The organism is Streptococcus sp., assembly GCF_041802885.1.
GTDB lineage: Bacteria > Bacillota > Bacilli > Lactobacillales > Streptococcaceae > Streptococcus.
In genome coordinates this window covers 24,608-42,258 of the sequence record NZ_JBHCHN010000064.1, presented here as the reverse complement: position 1 = coordinate 42,258, position 17,651 = coordinate 24,608, and the positions used below count along the sequence as shown (strand labels likewise).

The following is a 17,651-nucleotide window of genomic DNA, read 5'->3' as shown; positions in this document are numbered from 1 at the left end:
TTTTTTGTCTATCTAAACATTCAAAACCTTGTCCAAGAAATCAATGAGACGTGGGTGTTTTGGATTGTCAAAGATTTCTTCCGGTGTTCCATCTTCAAGGAATTGACCGCCGTCTGTGAAGATGACGCGGTTAGCCACCTTGCGGGCAAAGCCCATCTCGTGGGTCACAATCAACATGGTCATACCTTGCTCTGCCAAATCCTTCATAACATTGAGTACATCACCGACCATTTCTGGATCAAGGGCGGATGTTGGCTCATCAAAGAGCATGATATCAGGATTCATAGCCAGGGAGCGGGCGATGGCCACACGTTGTTTTTGACCACCTGACAGGCTTTCAGGCATGGCATCAGCCTTATCAGAAAGTCCAACCTTTTCCAACAATTCACGAGCATGTTGCTCAGCAGTTTCCTTGCTTTCCTTGCCCAATTCAATCGGAGCAAAAGTGATATTATCCAAAACGGACATGTGAGGGAAGAGGTTGAAGTGTTGGAAAACCATCCCGATATTTTCACGGGCTTTATCAACATTTGTATTTTTGTCAGAGAGTTCATAGCCATCAACAACCACCTTACCGCTCGTAATAGATTCGAGCAGGTTGAGGGTTCTGAGGAAAGTTGATTTACCAGATCCTGAAGGGCCGATGATACAAACCACATCGCCTTCATAAAATTTAGCGTCAATTCCCTTTAATACTTCGTTACTTCCAAAGGATTTATGTAAATCTTGGACATCAATTTTCAATTCTGCCATTATTTAACCTTCTTTTCTAATCGTTTTGCCAGGCGTGTCAGCAATGTAATCATGATCAAGTAGATAACTGCCAAAATAGCATACATGCGGAAAGATTGGTAGTTACGGGCGATGATGATTTTACCAGTTTGGAAAAGTTCAACCAGGCCGATAGCTGATACGATGGTGGTATCTTTCAGAGAGATGACAAATTGGTTAATCAAACTTGGGAGCATCAGCTTAACCGCTTGAGGTAGGATGACTTTTTGCATGGTTTTACCATAGCTGATTCCAAGACTGCGGCTGGCTTCTGTCTGTCCAATCGGAACAGCTTCGATACCACCACGGACAATCTCCGCAATGTAGGCCCCGCCGTTGAGAGAGAGTGCAATCATGGCTGCCACGAAGTCGTTGATTGGACTTTGGTTGCCGGTCATTGATTCAATCAAGTTTGGAATTCCCCAGAAGATAAAGGCTGCTACAATCATCAACGGAATACCACGGACCACATCAACAAAAATGGACGCGATGGTACGAAGGACACCGTTTGGAGAAACACTCATCATACCGAAGATAATACCAATCACCATGGCGATGGCAAAGGATACCAGTGTCAGACTAAGTGTTGTTCCAAGACCAGATAAGAGTTGCTTGTAGTTATTGGAAAGGAGGCCAAAGATGGTTGTCTCATCAACTGTCTTGTTTTCTGCTTCCTTTTTTGTTTCCTTGTTTCCCAGATACTTCTGAACAATTTCATCGTATTTGCCTGATTTGACCAAGGCAGCCAAACCATTGTTGAACATTTGAATCAGTTCAGGATTTGCTCCTTTATTGACTGCAAAACCGTACTCACCGGATGGTTCACCAGGGATAGGAGTATCAAACTTGCGGCCTTGTTGGATAGCGTAGCGCAGGACCGCTTCATCATCCATGAGAGCTTCAATGGAGCCAGAGTTCAAACTATCATACATAGTAGAAGCTTCATCAAAGGCTTTCAGAGTATAGCCATATTCCTTGGCATGTTCTTCTAGGAAAGCATAGGAAGAGGTACCGTTTTTAGCTCCAACTGTTTTGCCTTTTAGGTCAGCGTAGGCCGCATAAGGGCTTCCTGTTTTGACTGCCAAAAGGATATTAGAAGTGTAGTAAGGATCTGAAAAATCGAAGATTTCTTTACGGGCATCCGTGATGGACATACCTGCCATAACGGCATCTGCCTGACCGGCTTGGACAGCATTCAGGGCTGCATCAAATCCAGGGTTGGATAGGGTCACAGTGAAACCTTGTTGCTCGGCAATGGCCTTGATCAATTCAACGTCGATTCCCACATATTCACCGGCATCATTTTGGTATTCAAATGGGGCAAAGGATGAGTCCATGACAATCTTGTAGTTGGATTTGACAGGTGTAGCCTTAGCTGTTGCATCGCCAGTTAGAGTTAGGCTGCTAGAAGCCTCTGCAGCTGAACTAGAGGATGTTTCCTTATCTTCGCTTCCTAACCATTTGGTCATAATCGCGTCATAGGTGCCATCTTTTTTCATTTCCGCTAGAGCTTGATTAAATTCTTTAACGAGATTCTCATGCTTGCCACCTTTTTTGACAGCAAAGCCGAAACTACCAACAGATTCACCAGCAATATTGATAGCGTACTGTTTGCCTTGCTTGATGGCAAATTGAACAACAGGCTGGTCATCCATAGCACCATCAACTGCGCCTGCATCCAAGGAGTTATTCATCAAATCGCTTGTATCAAAGGTTTTGACTATATAGCCATATTTGTCCTTGTTTTCTTCAAGAAAGGTTTGGGCAATGGTTCCGTTTTTAACCCCGACGGTCTTTCCTTTTAGCTCGTTGTAATCCGTGACTTTTTGATCAGCACGAGTGTAGAGAACAATTTTGGTGTCATAGTAGGGATCTGAAAAAGTAAAGACTTTTTGACGGGCATCCGTGATGGTCATTCCGGCCATGATGGCATCTGCTTGACCAGCTTGAACAGCATTGACGGCTGCATCGAAGCCAGGATGGTTCATCGTATAATCCCAACCCGCACGCTTGGCAACCTCAGTGATGATGTCAACATCGATTCCCTTATAGACTTGATCCGAGTCCTTGAACTCAAATGGGGCATAAGCGGTGTCTGAGACAATGGTAATCTTCTCTTCTGCCTGTACGTTAGAATAGACAAAGAATAGTGGCAAAATAGTTGCCAATAATATCAGCATTTTTTTCTTCATGTCAATCTCCTTCAATAAATATAATGAAAAGTATACCATAAATTCTGAAAATTGGCAAATTGAAGCTCTTTCTAATGTTAGGTTTTCTAACATCTGATATAAATTCCTGAAAAATCTTTCAATATTACATGAAATTTGATATAATAAACCAATGAAATAATAGGAGGAATTTGATGAAAGAGATTCGCATGATGACAGCAGTCAAGCCATTCAAGAACAAAATATTGGCCTGGCTCTATGCTTTTGCTGCTATATTTTTACTGGTTTTATTTATCAAGTTTGGTTCATATATTGGCGGACTGTTTCTTTGGAGTTCTGTCATGGCATTACCCTCGGATGTTTTACAGTTCCTCATGTTTACCATTGATCCTCTGTTTGTGGATTTGCTGGTCTTCCTATTTCCAGCAACCCTTGTTTGCCTCTGGGTTTGGGCAGTGGAAAGACGGTCTCCTAGAGGACTGGGTTTTTTCAAGGATAAAGCTTGGCTAGAGGTTCTCAAGGGGTGGCTGATCGGTTTTGTTATGATGGGAGCAGTTGTTGGGCTTCAAGTTGTAACAGGCAGTATTCAGCTCTCGCAAGTTGATTTTTCCTGGGAAAATATGTTCAGTTTTCTCTTGATTATGCCTTTTTGGTTTATCCAAAGTGGAACAGAGGAACTTTTGACCCGTGGTTGGCTTTTCCCAGTCGTATCAAAACATACTCGTATTTGGATAGGCACAGCTGTTTCTAGTCTGCTCTTTGCGATTCTCCATTTGCAAAATCCGTCAATTAACTGGATTTCCCTCTTAAATATTGCCCTGTTTGGCCTCCTGGCCTGTCTCTATGTGCTGAAGACAGATAATATCTGGGGAATTTCAGCCATCCATGCGGCATGGAATTGTTTCCAAGGAAGTTTCTTTGGTTTAAGTGTATCTGGTTTATCTACTTCCTATGCTCCGATGAGGTTTGAAAATGGGAAGGTTCCTGAATTCATGTCCGGTGGTGGATTTGGGCCAGAGGGTAGCCTCTTTTCTTCCCTAGTGATGGGCGTCTATATCCTCTACCTTGCTTGGAATTTATACCAGAAGAAGCAAAGCCAAGCCTAGTTTTCAGTAAAATTTGAAAAGGAGAAGTGATGAAGAAACGAATTTTATCAGTCGAAACAAGTCGTTATGAAAAATTGCCAACCTGGTTAATGATTATCCTGGCCTGTCTCATGGTTGAAGCCTTCTTTTTTGGCGGTACTTTTCTTGGAGGCATTGTGCTTGGCATTCTGATGGTGCCATTTATGTTAATGGACATGGGAGGTGTAGGCGGAGTGATGGCCATATTCACTGCCTTACATCTACAACTTGGCATTTTTCTCTTTCCAGCCTTAGCTAACTTTGCCTGGGTCAAGTGGTTTGAGAAGCGACCGATTTCCAGTCTTGGCTTTTTTAAGAAAAAATGGTTTTTGGAAATTGCCAAGGGCTGGGGAGTGGGCATGCTTATCTTTAGTCTGGCCTTTCTGCTGAGCTATCTCTTTGGTGGTCTTGAACTGCACAGTGTTGATTTTTCGGCTGGGACCATTCTCTATGTGCTCTCCACCATTCCATTTTGGTTTATTCAGGGTGGGACAGAGGAGCTCCTGACCCGTGGTTGGCTCCTTCCTGTTATCAACAAACGCTCCAACCTAGTCATTGCCATTGCTGTTTCTAGCAGTCTTTTTGGTCTTATGCACTTGGCAAACGCGCATGTAACCTTCCTGTCCATCTTGAGCATCATCCTTTCGGGTGTTTTCATGGCTCTCTACATGCTCAAGACAGACAACCTCTGGGGTGTTGCTGGGCTGCATGGCGCTTGGAATTTCGCCCAAGGAAATATTTATGGTCTAGCGGTCAGCGGATCCTCTACTGGGCTCTCGTTCTTCCGATTTGGGGCTAAGCCTGATGCAGCTGATTGGATTTCTGGAGGAGCCTTTGGAACAGAAGGTAGTCTCTTTGCCAGTCTCGTATTGCTGGCGGGCATCCTCTACTTGGCATGGCAACTCAAGAAAGAAAAACAAGTATCATAAATGATGAACTGGGTTTTGCGAACCCAGTTTTTTTGTAGCTGATATGTTAAAATAGGAATATTGAGAGAAAAGGAAGGAAGAGGACCAGTATCTGATGAAAGCTGTGTCCTTGTAGTCAAAACATGATTGATAGAAGAGAAGACCAAACATTCAAGCTGGTCTCTAAGTATGAACCATCTGGTGACCAGCCCCAGGCTATCGAAGCCCTAGTGGACAATATTGAAGGCGGAGAGAAGGCCCAGATTCTCATGGGGGCGACCGGAACGGGTAAAACCTATACCATGAGTCAAGTTATTGCCAAGGTCAATAAGCCGACCTTAGTCATCGCCCACAACAAGACCCTGGCCGGTCAGCTCTACGGCGAGTTTAAGGAGTTCTTTCCTGACAATGCTGTGGAATATTTTGTCTCCTACTATGATTATTACCAGCCGGAAGCCTATGTACCCTCCTCGGATACTTATATCGAGAAGGATAGTTCTGTCAATGATGAGATTGACAAGCTCCGCCATTCGGCAACCTCCTCCCTTCTGGAGCGAAATGATGTCATCGTGGTGGCTTCTGTTTCCTGTATTTATGGTTTGGGTTCACCAAAAGAATATGCGGATTCGGCAGTCAGTTTGCGGCCCGGTCAGGAGATTTCCCGCGACCAGCTCCTCAATCAGCTGGTGGATATCCAGTTTGAGCGCAATGATATCGACTTCCAGCGGGGCCGTTTTCGGGTTCGTGGGGATGTGGTCGAGATTTTCCCAGCCAGCCGGGATGAGCATGCCTTTCGAGTAGAATTTTTCGGGGATGAAATCGATCGGATACGGGAGATTGAGAGTTTGACTGGCAAGAACCTGGGTGAAGTAGAGCACTTGGTCCTTTTCCCAGCCACCCACTTTATGACCAATGAAGACCACATGGAAGCAGCGATTGCCAACATCACCGCTGAAATGGAGGAGCAGGTCAAGCTCTTTGAGGCAGAAGGCAAGCTGATTGAAGCCCAGCGCATCCGCCAGCGGACTGAATACGATGTTGAGATGCTGCGTGAGATGGGCTACACAAACGGCGTGGAAAACTATTCCCGCCACATGGATGGCCGTTCCGAAGGAGAGCCTCCTTACACCCTGCTGGACTTTTTCCCAGAAGATTTCCTCATCATGATTGATGAGAGTCACATGACTATGGGCCAGATTAAGGGCATGTACAATGGAGACCGCTCCCGCAAGGAAATGCTGGTCAATTACGGATTTCGCCTGCCATCAGCCCTGGACAATCGCCCCCTGCGCAGGGAAGAATTTGAAAGCCATGTCCACCAAATTGTCTATGTTTCTGCCACCCCTGGCGATTATGAACGCGAACAGACCGATACCATCATCGAGCAAATCATCCGGCCGACAGGACTTCTTGACCCAGAGGTAGAAGTACGACCAACCATGGGCCAAATGGATGACCTTCTTGGCGAAATCAATGCTCGGACAGACAAGGGTGAGCGGGTCTTTGTCACCACTCTGACCAAGAAAATGGCGGAGGATTTGACCGATTACCTGAAAGAAATGGGTGTCAAGGTCAAATACATGCACTCGGATATCAAGACCTTGGAGCGGACAGAGATTATCCGTGACCTGCGCTTGGGTGTCTTTGATGTCTTGGTGGGAATCAACTTGCTCCGGGAAGGCATCGATGTGCCAGAAGTCAGTCTGGTTGCCATTCTGGATGCGGATAAGGAAGGTTTCTTGCGCAACGAACGAGGACTTATCCAGACCATCGGACGGGCAGCCCGCAACTCGCAAGGCCATGTTATCATGTATGCGGATAAAATTACTGACTCCATGCAGCGGGCCATGGATGAAACCGCCCGCCGTCGGGAAATTCAGATGGCCTATAATGAAGAACACGGCATCATTCCCCAAACCATCAAGAAAGAAATCCGCGACCTCATCGCCATCACCAAGTCATCAGGTACCGATGTGGCAGAAGAAAGCGCTGATTACAGCAGCATGAACAAGAAGGAACGTCAAGAAGCCATCAAGAAACTTCAAAAGCAAATGCAGGAAGCTGCCGAATTGCTGGACTTCGAACTGGCTGCAGAAATCCGCGATATGGTCTTGGAGCTGAAAGCCATGGATTAGGAGGAAAGCCATGACATTTTTGGTGAAAAATATGGAGACAGAGGAAGAGAAGATTGGCAAGGGTACTGTTCATTGGCAATCGTGGCATGAGACATATGAGGATCTCCTATCAAAGGACTACCTGCAGACAATTACCAGAGAAAAATGTCTCCAGATTGCGACTGACTGCCCAGAAAATACGCTGATTGCACAAGTGGACAGTCAAGTTGTTGGTTTCGCTCGTTATGGAGAATGTGCCGATGAAGAGGTGCAAGAAGCTGGTGAAATCTTTGCCATCTATGTCTTGGAAAAATACCATGGGCAAAAGATTGGTTACCGACTGATGCAAGCCTGTTTAGAATACCTATCTGAATTTTCGAAAGTCTTTGTATGGGTTCTTCAAGCCAATCAAAAAGCGATTGATTTTTATGAAAAATGTGGCTTTATCGTAGACGATCAGAAAAAAGAATTGACCTTGGGACAATCTGTTACCGCCATTCGGATGCGACTAGGTAATTGAAAAATATCAGAGGTGAGGAAATGTCAGCTATTAATAAAATGATTGGGCATTTTGAAAGCAAACCTAAAATACAAGCCATTTTTCAGGCGATAGACTATTATATTCGGTCCTTAGGACTTGTGAATAGTGAGCTCAAAGCCATGGATTAGGAGGAATAATGAGATCAAAGTTGATTAAAGGGATTTTTTCCCTGTTTATTGCAACTCTAGGAGTTTGGATTTTATTTGTCTGGTTCCAACCGCAGCAAAAGTTTACCCCTGAAGCCTGGGCACAGACGCCTTGGCAACAACGATACAAGTTTGTTGATAGTCTTATGGATGATTATGAATTAGAGGGTCTGACTAGAGAAGAAATCAGAGCCCTGCTTGGAGAGCCAGATATAGATGGTCGGGGCGCTTATGATTATAAGGTTGTACCAGACCCTATATTCGACTGGCGTGTCTTCTTCTTGTACTTTGAAAATGATAGAGTAGTAAGATATGGTGTCAGTGTTCCAGATTGGTGACTTCGTTGATGATGTTTGAAGCAGATTGAGATTTTATCCAGAGAATAAGGAGTAGATATGACTTCCATTTACAAATCATTAGCCTTTTTCAATGAACTTGAGAAGCTCAAAACGGTGACTCGACAGAATCAAACCTTGGATGGCCGACAGGAGAATGCTGCGGAGCATTCTTGGCAAGTAGCCTTGATGGCACCCGTTTTTCGGCAGTATTTTCCAGAGGACCTAAACTTGGAGAAAGTTATGCTCATGCTCTTATTGCATGAGATTGGTGAAATTGGAGCTGGAGATAGCTGGGCTTACGATGAAGTCGCCAAAGCAACTTCCTTTGAGCGTGAGTTGGCTTCCGTCAAGAAATCTCTGGCCCTCTTGCCCAAAGAAGAAGCTCAGACATATTTGGACCTTTGGATGGAATTTGAATCCCAGGCCAATACAGCAGAGGCTCGCTATGCCCGCTGTCTGGATGCCTTGGCCCCAGTCATGAATCATCTCTTAATCGCCAAAGAAGAGGAAAATCCTGCAAACTTGACCAAGTCTCAGGTCCTGGCCAAAAAGGCCTTTATCCAGGATGAATCGCCAGAACTGTGGGAACTAGTCGTCGACTTGGTCGATAAGAGTGTTGAAAAAGGCCTTTATCTGGATTGTTAAAGACCATCAAGTTTGTAAATGGATAAGGAGACCCCATGCCCCGCACAGAAAACGTCATTTTAACCAATATGTGTCTCATCGAAGATGATCAAGGCCAAATTGTCATGCAGATACGCGATCCTGAGCGCTATGCCTGGTCGGGTGCGGCCCTGCCAGGAGGTCATATCGAAGCTGGTGAATCGCTGCATGAGGCAGTAGTGCGCGAAGTTTATGAAGAAACTGGTTTGGTCATTTCAAAACCTCGATTAGTCGGCATGAAGCACTGGCACACCAAGGAAGGAATCCGCTATCTCGTTTTTCTCTATCGGACTGGTGAATTCACTGGAGAAATCCGCTCAACAGAAGAAGGAGAAATCAAGTGGGTGGCCCGCAAGGATTTGCCACAGTTGGATTTGGCCTATGATATGCTCAATTTGCTCCGAGTTTTTGACGAAGAGGAACTATCCGAACTCTTCTATGCCCAACGCTTAGAAGGCGATTTTATCCGGGAATTTTGGTAATCAAAAGAGTTTGGGACAAATTAGTTCCAAACTCTTTTATACTTGTTTTAGGTACTTATGGCGCAGTGGTTGAGTGGGCTCTAATGCGCTGATAAATCAGCTTTTACAGCCCTATTCGATTGATGCGAACGGTGTTCGCTCCATTTCCAACCTCCAAAGGTTCCCCAAACCTTAGGAGCTGTGCGGAGGTGGGAGTAAAACGGTCTGGGGATAGACCGTTTTAGCTCAACAACTGGAAATAAAGACTTGTTGACGAAATCGAATTTCTTCGAAATTACCGATTTCTGTACCACTCTCTTTTTTCTAATAGTCAACTGTCTTCAGAGTGAGGGTCTTTGCTCCTACCAACAGTTTAGAAACTGGACAGCGTAAGTGGGCTTGAGCGATGATGGCTTCTGCGTCTTCCAAGCTTAGCTGGTCAATAGCGGCTTGTGCATCCACTTGGAAGTAGTAGCCAGGCTCATTCTTCTCCTTACAGAGGGTGACTGTGATGTCAACTCTAGAATCATGGCTGAGGCCTTTTGACTCTAAAATGGACTGGATAGTGGCGTTGAGGCAGGTTGCCCAGGCACTGGCAATTAGCTGCTCTGGATTGTAGCCAGTTCCCTCTTCCAAAGGGTGCTTGGTAACTAATTCTTGATTATCTGAAAAATACAACTGGCCCTTAATGCCATATTGGTTACTAACTCTTGTTTGATAAAGCATATCTCTCTCCTTTGGAAAATTATATCACAAATCGAAATTTTTGAATAAAAGTAAAAAATATACAAATTAATGAATATAATAAAATAAATTTATTGACAGGTGCATAAAAATAATATAGAATAAAACCATCATCTTGAAAGATAGATTGCCAACCAATGAAAAGGGGAAGATAATGAAAATGAAAAAAATCCTAGTAACAACAGTAGCCTTCTTTGCCAGTCTTGGCCTGATAGCCTGCTCATCAAGCGAGACTGCCCAGACCCCACTTGAAAAAATCAAAGAAAAGGGAACCCTGGTTGTTGCGACCAGTCCTGACTATGCACCTTTTGAGTTTCAAACCCTGGTGGACGGGGAGAATAAGGTTGTGGGGTCAGATATTATGTTGGCCCAAAAGATTGCAGATGAGTTGGGTGTGGAATTGGAGATTTCCTCCATGAACTTCGACAATGTTCTCAATAGCGTTCAAAATGGTAAGGCTGACTTGGCCATCGCTGGTTTGAGCGTTTCTCCAGAACGTTTGGAAGTCTTCGATTTCTCAGATCCTTATTACCAAGTTGGAAATGTCCTCTTGGTACAAAAGGCAGATGCAGAAAAAATTGCGACAGTTGCGGATCTGGACCAGCTTGATTTAGCTGTACAAAAGGGAACAACCCAGGAAACCTATGCCCGTGAAAGCTTATCCAATGCCAATATCATCTCTCTGACCTTGATGGGAGAAGCGGTCAATGAATTGAAGAACGGTCAGGTTAAGGCCATCTTGCTGGATTCTGCCGTTGCTGAGGGCTATATCAGCCAAAATCCTGACTTGGCCATCGCCGCCCTGTCCTTTGAAGCAGAAGAAGAAAATGCCAAAGCCATTGCCATGCCAAAAGATAGCGGTGATTTGAAAACAGAAATTGACAAGATTATCGCTGAAATCGTCGAGAGCGGTGAATACAATACCTACCTAGAAGAAGCCGCCAAGTATACAGTAGTTGAATAAGCCTACCAATAAAATAAGTCTGAGACCAGCTGGTCTCAGACTTTTAGTATACCTGTTGCTTGGGCTACATTACCAAATACTCAAGCGTTGGTCTTCAGGCAGATACATGTCGTCCCCTTCTTTAATGTCATAGGTGTCATAGAAGGCTGGCATATTTTTGAGCTGCTGATTAACACGGAGTTCAGCAGGAGCGTGTGTATCCATATTGAGGAGGAGCTGATTGTATTCTAGGCTGGCTTTTTGCCGCCAAATGGTAGCATATTGTTCAAAGAATGGCTCTAGTTTAACACCTGAATCCTGTGTTTTCAGGGCTTCCAGAGAGGCTGATAGGCCGCCTGCATCTGCAATGTTTTCGCCCACGGTTAATTTTCCGTTTACTTTCCCGCCATAGATTTCAATCCCATCCCATTGGTCAATCATGGCATTGGTTTTTTCTTCAAAGGCTTGATAATCAGCTTCTGTCCACCAATCAGACAGGTTCCCTTCTTTATCAAACTTAGCCCCATTGTTGTCGAAGGCATGGGTAATTTCATGGCCAATCACAACTCCGATTGCGCCATAGTTTTGGGCATCGGACTGATTAGAGCTGTAGAATGGCTTTGACAAGATGGCTGCTGGGAAGTTGATGCTGTTGTTGTCAGGGCGATAAAAGGCATTGACCATAAAGGAAGGGAAGGCCCATTGTGTCTTATCGACAGGTTCATTGAAGTGCTTAAACTCGTAAGAGATTTGTTTGCGAGAGAGGGCAACGATGTTGTCCACCATGTTTTTATTAGGGTCGATCTCGATTTCTTGAACCTCTTGGGGAACCTCCTCAGGATAGCCCACATAGTAAATCATGCTATCTAATTTTTCGATAGCTTTTGCCTTTGTTTCAGGAGATAACCAATCATTTTCACTCAACCGTTTTTTATAAACTTCAATGATATTATCAATCATGCTGGTTACTTTTTCTTTGTCTTCTGGACTGAAGTATTTTTGACCGTAATAGGTGCTGAGGGTCTGTGAGAACAGGCCTGTAACCAGATCGTAAGTGTCATCTTCCTTGCTGGTTGGCTCGGCAATTCCTTGAATAGCCCGTGAAAATTCTCCTGAGGTTACACGAAGATCCTCTGTTAAATACGGGGCAAAGGCCATAGCTTGACTGACCTGCAACCAGGATTTGATATTGTCGAAATTATCCTCTGTCATCAACTGATCAAATGCCTCGAAAAATTCTGGCGTTGTAACGTTTACCTCAGTGACTTCCTGCCCCACAAGTTCATTGATAGCCTTGCTAAAGTCAAATTTTTGTGAGTAGGCTTTGATTTCCTCTTCTGTTCGAATATTGTAAGACGCCTCCACCTCAGAAAGTTCTTCCGCAGTCGGGATATAAGGAGCAATCTGACTATCAAATGCCAGGGCCTGCTCAACCATTTTTTCAGCATCTTTTTCATCATAACCCAGCTTAGTCATGACTGCGATTGCCGTTTTTTGATAGAGTTCTTCCAACTGTTTCTTGCTATTTTCGTCCTCATAATAACTGGAGTCAATCAAGAAGACACTGGGCGCAGAAAGAGTGATAATTTTTTTCGAGGTATTTTTATAATCTTGACCGACTGAAATACTGAAGGGTTGGGCCAAACCATCAAGGGTTCGGGTGACCATATTCTGCGATAAATCATCTAAACTGTTTAAGTTCTCAATGTCATCCAAAAATGGTTGAATGGGTGTGATACCAGCTTTCTCTCTGGCATCATAATCGGTGGCCAGATTATAAAATTCAATAAATTCAGTCATGCCTGCTAAGTCTGAACTTTCTTTGCCGGAGGCCAGGTTTTCAAGGTCAGTTGAAAATGTCTCCCTGATTTCCTTATCCATTTCATAAAAATCATTGATTGCCGGACTATCTTTTGGTATTTCAGCCTCCAAAAGCCAATCTTTGTTAATAGTCTGGTAATAGTTAGAAGAAACGGTGGCATTTGTATCAATAGGTGTGTCAGATGGGGTCAATAGTTGGTAAGCACCGTATCCTAGACCGGCAAGGGCCAATCCACAGGCAATAAGTGTAATTTTTGTCTTTTTCTTCATCGATTTATCTCCTTCTTGATGGAAGCTACTCCTTTAAAAAAGCAATCTTATGCAATAGTTGATATTACATAAGATTGTACATTATTCAAGGGCTAGGTTTCGGAAAGGACTTTATTTTTTCTTGGACTTCTGATCCACCCTTTGGAAATAGTAGGTGGTCAGGCGTGGGATGGTCAGTTTGACTCCCTCGTCCTTGACATAGAGGGTGAATGGTTCAATGGGAATGGCATTGGAGGAGAAGACCAGCTTGTACTCTGCGTTCTCAGGTAAATCAAGATGGACATCAAATAGTTCTTGATCGTTAAAATTATTGACAACTAAGATTTCTTGATCATCACTGTACCTTGAAAAGGCGTAAAGATTGGCTTGTTCTTCAATTTTTACCCATTTGAAGCCTTTTTCATGGGCCTGGTAATCATATTTCCAGAAGGCATCATTTTCCTTATAGAATATCGATAAGGTCTTCATCATTTGATAAAAGGCCTCGTGGATGGGATAGAGTTTGAGGCTCCAGTCCATCTCCGTATACTCATGCCATTCGCGGATATGGCCCCATTCATTGCCCATGAAGAGCAGTTTTTTTCCGGGATGGGCAAAGAAGAAACTGTAATAGGCACGGGCCAAGTGAAACTTGTCTTCGTAATTTCCATCCATCTTATTGACGATGGAGAGTTTACCATGAACCACTTCATCGTGTGAGAGTGGCAGGAGGAAATGTTCATTTGGATTGTAAAACATACCAAAGGTGATTTCATTGCCATGATATGGGCGGTAGATGGCAGGGCGACTCATGTATTTGAGTGTATCGTTCATCCAGCCCAAGTCCCATTTCATATCAAAGCCAAGACCACCATATTCCAGCGGATGAGTGACTTTCGGATAACTGGAGGAATCCTCGGCTATCATAACCACTCCCTTATACTCCTGATGAACCATGGCGTTAACCCGTTTGATAAAGTCAATTGCAGTATGGTTAAGTTTGTCTTCCTCTGTCTCACCGCGCCAATAGAGTAGGTAAGAGAGGGCATCCACTCGAATACCATCAAAGTGAAATTCTTCCAGCCAATATTTGAGGTTAGAAAGAAGGAAGGAGCGGGTTACCCCTTTTCCAAGATCAAAGTTAGCAGTACCCCATTGCCGATTTTCGCGGTCATTTTCATGTGGGTATTCATAGAGCCAACTACCATCAAATTGATAGAGGCCGTGGGCATCCTTACAGAAATGCAGTGGTACCCAGTCCAAAATAACTCCTATTCCTGCCTGATGGCATTGGTCTACTAAATATTTGAGTTCATCGGGCTTGCCATAACGGCTGGTTGGACTGTAATAGCCGGTCACCTGGTAGCCCCAGGAAGCATCAAGTGGATGTTCGGCCAGAGGCATGAGTTCAATATGGGTATAATTGTTTTCCTTGACATGTTCAATCAGAAGAGGGGCAATTTCCTTATAGGAATAGAAAGCACTAGCTGGTGCACCCCCCTCGTTCTTATTGACCACTTTTTGTTTCCAGGAGCCCAAATGGACTTCGTAGACAGAGAAGGGTTGAGATTTGAAATCATAGTTGACCCTATGATACATCCACAAGTCGTCCTTAAATTTATAACGTGAATTGTAGGTAGTGGAAGCCGTATCAGGTCGGACTTGACTAAAATAAGCATAAGGGTCTGCCTTATAGAGCTCCCAGCCCTCCTTAGTGACGATGAGATATTTATAGTTTGCCAGAGATTTAAGACCATCAACATAGATGGTAAAAACTCCATCTTGTTCTTGTGTCATCGGATGACTTTTAGACCAATCATTAAAGTCACCAACAAGAAATACCTCTCGGGCATTTGGGGCATAAACACGGAATTTAGTACCAAGAATCTTATTTCTTTCTTTTACCAGATGAGCCCCCATTTTTTCGTAAAGTGAGGTATGCTCTCCTGTGTTCATGTAATATAAATCGAGTTCGGTAAATTCAGTCATTCGGTTCTCCCTTGCTGAAAGGGAGTGGATTCGGATCCCACTCCCTAAATGAGGTTCAATTTGTTTCTGTTAAAGCAGGAACAAATGATATTATCCAGAGATTTCACGATAAAGCCAGATATACTTCTCAGCAGAAGCTCTCCAACTAAAATCACGTTCCATCGCCTCTTGGACCATGGCCTGCCAGTCTTCAGGACGGTCATAATAGGTCTGTAGAGCCAAGTCATAGACCTGTCTCATGCTGTAAGCATCCTTGCCGCCAAAGCTAAAGCCAGTTCCAGATTTATTCTCAATATCATACGGAGTCACTGTATCAACAAGGCCACCTGTTTCACGGACTAAAGGCAGAGTGCCGTAGTGCATGGAAATCAACTGACTGATACCGCATGGCTCAAACATGGAAGGCATGAGGAAGAGGTCACTAGCTGCGTAAATTTGATGGGCCAAAGGTTCGTTGTAGCCACGGTAGAAGGCAAACTTTTCAGGATATGCTGCCTTGAAATGGTTAAAGGCATTTTCAATATCTGGCTCACCATTACCAAGAATGACAAACTGAACATGAGACTGCAACAGATGTCCGAGGACTTCTGTCATCAGATAGAAACCTTTTTGCCAAGTCAAGCGTGAAACAATGCCGACTAAAATGACATGCTCATCTTGTGGAAGTCCGAACTGTGCTTGGAGGGCCAACTTGTTAGCTTTTTTATCAGCGATAGTAGCCAAATCATAGTTTTTCACCAAATATTGGTCTGTTTGACTATTCCACACATCATAGTCAATACCGTTAACAATGCCACATAAATCGTGATGACGGAGTTCTAAGACATGCTGCATGTTTTCGCCAAATTCTTCTGTCAAAATCTCTTTGGCATAGGTTTCAGAGACAGTGGTGACCTTGTCTGCATAGAGGATACCCAACTTCATAAAGCTGATACAGTCGTCATGGAAGCGGGCTACCCCATCGCGATAATAACCGTGGTCCATTCCCAAGGCCGCCCATAGATAGTGCTCGTTGAAGATGCCTTGGAAAGCCAGATTATGAATGGTAAAGACTTGTTTAATAGCTCGGAATTCCTCGCGGTAACTATAGAACGTTCGACAAAGGAACGGGATAGCAGCAGTGTGCCAGTCATGGGTATGAATAACATCCGGGAAGAAATTGAGAGCTTCTAGCAAACGACAGGTAGCATGTTGGAAGAAGCCAAAGCGCATGGCATCATCATCATAGCCATAGAGCTCATCACGTTCAAAGTAATCACGGTGCTCGATAAAGTAGAAGGTTACCCCATCTACTACTTGGCTATAAACATTGGCCATGGATTGAATCTCTCCAGCCCGGACATCAAAGCTAGAAACATAATCAAAATCATTGTGGTTGTTGATGGCCATTTTAAGATAGAGTGGCAGAACCACACGAACATCCAGGCCTTGCCTTACCAACTCTTTAGGCAGGGAACCAATAACATCCGCCAAACCACCAGTTTTAATAAAAGGAAGACCCTCTGAGGCCACAAATAGGACAGATTTTTTAGTCATATTAGCTCCTAGATATTTTGATATGCTTTGATGTATGCAGGTGCATTTTCAGCACCCTTTATATCAATTGGGTGGATAATCTTAGTTGCTTTATCGATGATAGCATTTTCGATATTGGCACCACTTGTGATGGTAACACCACTCAAAATAATTGAATTCTTAACAACAACACCCTCTTCAATGAAAACATCGCGGTCAATGACAGAGTTTTCAACTTGACCATTGATAAAGGCACCATTTGCAATTAAACTCATCTTCACTTCAGCAAGCGGTCCGTAGAGAGTAGGAGAACTATCGCTGGTTTGCGTATAGATTGGCCAGTTATTCTTAAAAAGAAGTCTGCGGGTATCACGATCAATTAGTTCAAGTTGTGTCTTAAAGTAGGCTTCAACGGTGTTGATACAAGCGACAAAGTCGCGATGGGCATAACCCACAATCTTATACTGATCAACGGAGTCACGCAGGATATCTTTGAGCCAATAGAGAGACGAAATCTTATTGGCGCGATGAATCAACTCGATGAAGAGAGTTCTTTCCATGAAATAAGCTTCCAAGGAAACCGGTCTGTTCTTGTATTTTCCATGGTTTTCATGGAATTCCACAATCCGTTTGTCTTCTCCGAATTTTAGTGTTTGGCAACCAATATAGCTTTCTTTGGCATCTGTTACATTCTTATAAAGAACAGTGATATCAGCTCCTGTTTCAATATGTTGTTCTTGCAACTTCGCAAAATCCTGACTATAAATGAAATAGGATGGTGCAATGAGGACATACTTCTTATTTGAACTTTCAATATAATGAAGGTTATCTGTAAAAGCTTTAATATCGTGCTGGTAGATAGAATTCGGGTCTGTTACACTATTCAGCAGACGAAGCTTTCCACGTTTGCTGTTGATGTTGTAATGTTTACCTGTCCCAACGTGCTGGATAGTAGATCGCATTTTGGCAGGAGTATAGACCTGAAAATCGGTGATACCGGAGTTGGACATATTTGACAAAACAAAGTCAATCAACCGATAGCGACCAAGAAAGCCAAATGCCTGAACTCCGCGGTGATTCATAACATCACCGAAATGAACATTGGTTCCTTCAATGTTGACAATTCCTAATGTATTTCTTAACATATTTTCCA

At 43.7% G+C, this 17,651-nt stretch carries 16 protein-coding genes; 9 read left to right on the top strand and 7 right to left on the bottom strand.

The genetic code is table 11. The annotated features are described in order from the left end of the window. Nucleotides 1-12: 12 nt before the first annotated feature. The gene (locus ACEYCN_RS08255) at nucleotides 13-753 is read right to left on the bottom strand and encodes an amino acid ABC transporter ATP-binding protein (RefSeq protein WP_373713808.1); all 741 of its coding nucleotides are present in this window, start codon (nucleotides 751-753) and stop codon (nucleotides 13-15) included. Then, nucleotides 753-2,963, bottom strand: a complete 2,211-nt coding sequence (locus ACEYCN_RS08250) for an ABC transporter substrate-binding protein/permease (RefSeq protein WP_373713807.1) — start codon at nucleotides 2,961-2,963, stop codon at nucleotides 753-755. The genes ACEYCN_RS08255 and ACEYCN_RS08250 overlap by 1 nt, the downstream gene beginning before the upstream one ends. A 173-nt stretch (nucleotides 2,964-3,136) precedes the next feature. Between ACEYCN_RS08250 and ACEYCN_RS08245 the strand changes: the two genes are divergently transcribed. The 8 genes from ACEYCN_RS08245 (at nucleotide 3,137) to ACEYCN_RS08210 (ending at nucleotide 9,258) form a co-directional block, all read left to right on the top strand. Continuing rightward, complete coding sequence (locus tag ACEYCN_RS08245) at nucleotides 3,137-4,048, top strand: lysostaphin resistance A-like protein (RefSeq protein WP_373713806.1); 912 nt, start codon at nucleotides 3,137-3,139, stop codon at nucleotides 4,046-4,048. Nucleotides 4,049-4,074: 26 nt separating this feature from the next. Further along, the gene (locus ACEYCN_RS08240; RefSeq protein ID WP_373713805.1) at nucleotides 4,075-4,995 is read left to right on the top strand and encodes a CPBP family intramembrane glutamic endopeptidase; all 921 of its coding nucleotides are present in this window, start codon (nucleotides 4,075-4,077) and stop codon (nucleotides 4,993-4,995) included. A 122-nt stretch (nucleotides 4,996-5,117) separates the two neighbouring features. Beyond that, a complete protein-coding gene (uvrB, locus tag ACEYCN_RS08235; protein ID WP_373713804.1) occupies nucleotides 5,118-7,109 on the top strand; it encodes an excinuclease ABC subunit UvrB in 1,992 nt (663 codons plus the stop codon). Between the two features lie 10 nt (nucleotides 7,110-7,119). Next, nucleotides 7,120-7,608, top strand: coding sequence for a GNAT family N-acetyltransferase (locus ACEYCN_RS08230; protein WP_373713803.1), 489 nt, complete (start codon nucleotides 7,120-7,122; stop codon nucleotides 7,606-7,608). Nucleotides 7,609-7,628: 20 nt separating this feature from the next. After that, nucleotides 7,629-7,757, top strand: coding sequence for a hypothetical protein (locus ACEYCN_RS08225; protein ID WP_373713802.1), 129 nt, complete (start codon nucleotides 7,629-7,631; stop codon nucleotides 7,755-7,757). An 8-nt stretch (nucleotides 7,758-7,765) separates the two neighbouring features. Then, nucleotides 7,766-8,113 carry a hypothetical protein gene (locus tag ACEYCN_RS08220; protein WP_373713801.1) on the top strand — a complete coding sequence of 116 codons (348 nt, stop codon included), beginning with the start codon at nucleotides 7,766-7,768 and terminating at the stop codon, nucleotides 8,111-8,113. A gap of 57 nt (nucleotides 8,114-8,170) precedes the next feature. Beyond that, the gene (locus ACEYCN_RS08215) at nucleotides 8,171-8,758 is read left to right on the top strand and encodes an HD family hydrolase (RefSeq protein WP_373713800.1); all 588 of its coding nucleotides are present in this window, start codon (nucleotides 8,171-8,173) and stop codon (nucleotides 8,756-8,758) included. Nucleotides 8,759-8,793: 35 nt separating this feature from the next. Further along, complete coding sequence (locus ACEYCN_RS08210) at nucleotides 8,794-9,258, top strand: 8-oxo-dGTP diphosphatase (protein WP_373713799.1); 465 nt, start codon at nucleotides 8,794-8,796, stop codon at nucleotides 9,256-9,258. Between the two features lie 303 nt (nucleotides 9,259-9,561). On the opposite strand, the gene ACEYCN_RS08205 is transcribed toward ACEYCN_RS08210, so the two are convergent. Continuing rightward, nucleotides 9,562-9,963, bottom strand: coding sequence for an OsmC family protein (locus ACEYCN_RS08205; RefSeq protein ID WP_373713798.1), 402 nt, complete (start codon nucleotides 9,961-9,963; stop codon nucleotides 9,562-9,564). A 178-nt stretch (nucleotides 9,964-10,141) separates the two neighbouring features. Between ACEYCN_RS08205 and ACEYCN_RS08200 the strand changes: the two genes are divergently transcribed. Further along, nucleotides 10,142-10,945 carry a transporter substrate-binding domain-containing protein gene (locus ACEYCN_RS08200; protein WP_373713840.1) on the top strand — a complete coding sequence of 268 codons (804 nt, stop codon included), beginning with the start codon at nucleotides 10,142-10,144 and terminating at the stop codon, nucleotides 10,943-10,945. Nucleotides 10,946-11,014: 69 nt separating this feature from the next. Here the strand turns inward: ACEYCN_RS08200 and ACEYCN_RS08195 are convergent, their stop codons facing one another. From ACEYCN_RS08195 to glgD, 4 genes are all read right to left on the bottom strand, one after another. Beyond that, nucleotides 11,015-13,015, bottom strand: a complete 2,001-nt coding sequence (locus ACEYCN_RS08195) for a M13 family metallopeptidase (protein WP_373713797.1) — start codon at nucleotides 13,013-13,015, stop codon at nucleotides 11,015-11,017. Between the two features lie 111 nt (nucleotides 13,016-13,126). Then, complete coding sequence (glgB, locus tag ACEYCN_RS08190) at nucleotides 13,127-14,983, bottom strand: 1,4-alpha-glucan branching protein GlgB (protein WP_373713796.1); 1,857 nt, start codon at nucleotides 14,981-14,983, stop codon at nucleotides 13,127-13,129. Nucleotides 14,984-15,073: 90 nt separating this feature from the next. Beyond that, nucleotides 15,074-16,519, bottom strand: coding sequence for a glycogen synthase GlgA (gene glgA, locus ACEYCN_RS08185; RefSeq protein ID WP_373713795.1), 1,446 nt, complete (start codon nucleotides 16,517-16,519; stop codon nucleotides 15,074-15,076). Nucleotides 16,520-16,527: 8 nt separating this feature from the next. Beyond that, entirely contained in the window at nucleotides 16,528-17,643 is a 1,116-nt protein-coding gene (gene glgD, locus ACEYCN_RS08180) for a glucose-1-phosphate adenylyltransferase subunit GlgD (protein ID WP_373713794.1), read from the bottom strand. Nucleotides 17,644-17,651: the final 8 nt, after the last annotated feature.

Bases quoted from the DNA above. Each gene is read 5' to 3' on its own strand.
- ACEYCN_RS08255 (WP_373713808.1), bottom strand. From the start codon at position 753: ATGGCAGAATTGAAAATTGATGTCCAAGATTTACATAAATCCTTTGGA.
- ACEYCN_RS08250 (WP_373713807.1), bottom strand. From the start codon at position 2,963: ATGAAGAAAAAAATGCTGATATTATTGGCAACTATTTTGCCACTATTC.
- ACEYCN_RS08245 (WP_373713806.1), top strand. From the start codon at position 3,137: ATGAAAGAGATTCGCATGATGACAGCAGTCAAGCCATTCAAGAACAAA.
- uvrB (WP_373713804.1), top strand. From the start codon at position 5,118: ATGATTGATAGAAGAGAAGACCAAACATTCAAGCTGGTCTCTAAGTAT.
- ACEYCN_RS08230 (WP_373713803.1), top strand. From the start codon at position 7,120: ATGACATTTTTGGTGAAAAATATGGAGACAGAGGAAGAGAAGATTGGC.
- ACEYCN_RS08225 (WP_373713802.1), top strand. From the start codon at position 7,629: ATGTCAGCTATTAATAAAATGATTGGGCATTTTGAAAGCAAACCTAAA.
- ACEYCN_RS08220 (WP_373713801.1), top strand. From the start codon at position 7,766: ATGAGATCAAAGTTGATTAAAGGGATTTTTTCCCTGTTTATTGCAACT.
- ACEYCN_RS08215 (WP_373713800.1), top strand. From the start codon at position 8,171: ATGACTTCCATTTACAAATCATTAGCCTTTTTCAATGAACTTGAGAAG.
- ACEYCN_RS08210 (WP_373713799.1), top strand. From the start codon at position 8,794: ATGCCCCGCACAGAAAACGTCATTTTAACCAATATGTGTCTCATCGAA.
- ACEYCN_RS08205 (WP_373713798.1), bottom strand. From the start codon at position 9,963: ATGCTTTATCAAACAAGAGTTAGTAACCAATATGGCATTAAGGGCCAG.
- ACEYCN_RS08200 (WP_373713840.1), top strand. From the start codon at position 10,142: ATGAAAAAAATCCTAGTAACAACAGTAGCCTTCTTTGCCAGTCTTGGC.
- ACEYCN_RS08195 (WP_373713797.1), bottom strand. From the start codon at position 13,015: ATGAAGAAAAAGACAAAAATTACACTTATTGCCTGTGGATTGGCCCTT.
- glgB (WP_373713796.1), bottom strand. From the start codon at position 14,983: ATGACTGAATTTACCGAACTCGATTTATATTACATGAACACAGGAGAG.
- glgA (WP_373713795.1), bottom strand. From the start codon at position 16,519: ATGACTAAAAAATCTGTCCTATTTGTGGCCTCAGAGGGTCTTCCTTTT.
- glgD (WP_373713794.1), bottom strand. From the start codon at position 17,643: ATGTTAAGAAATACATTAGGAATTGTCAACATTGAAGGAACCAATGTT.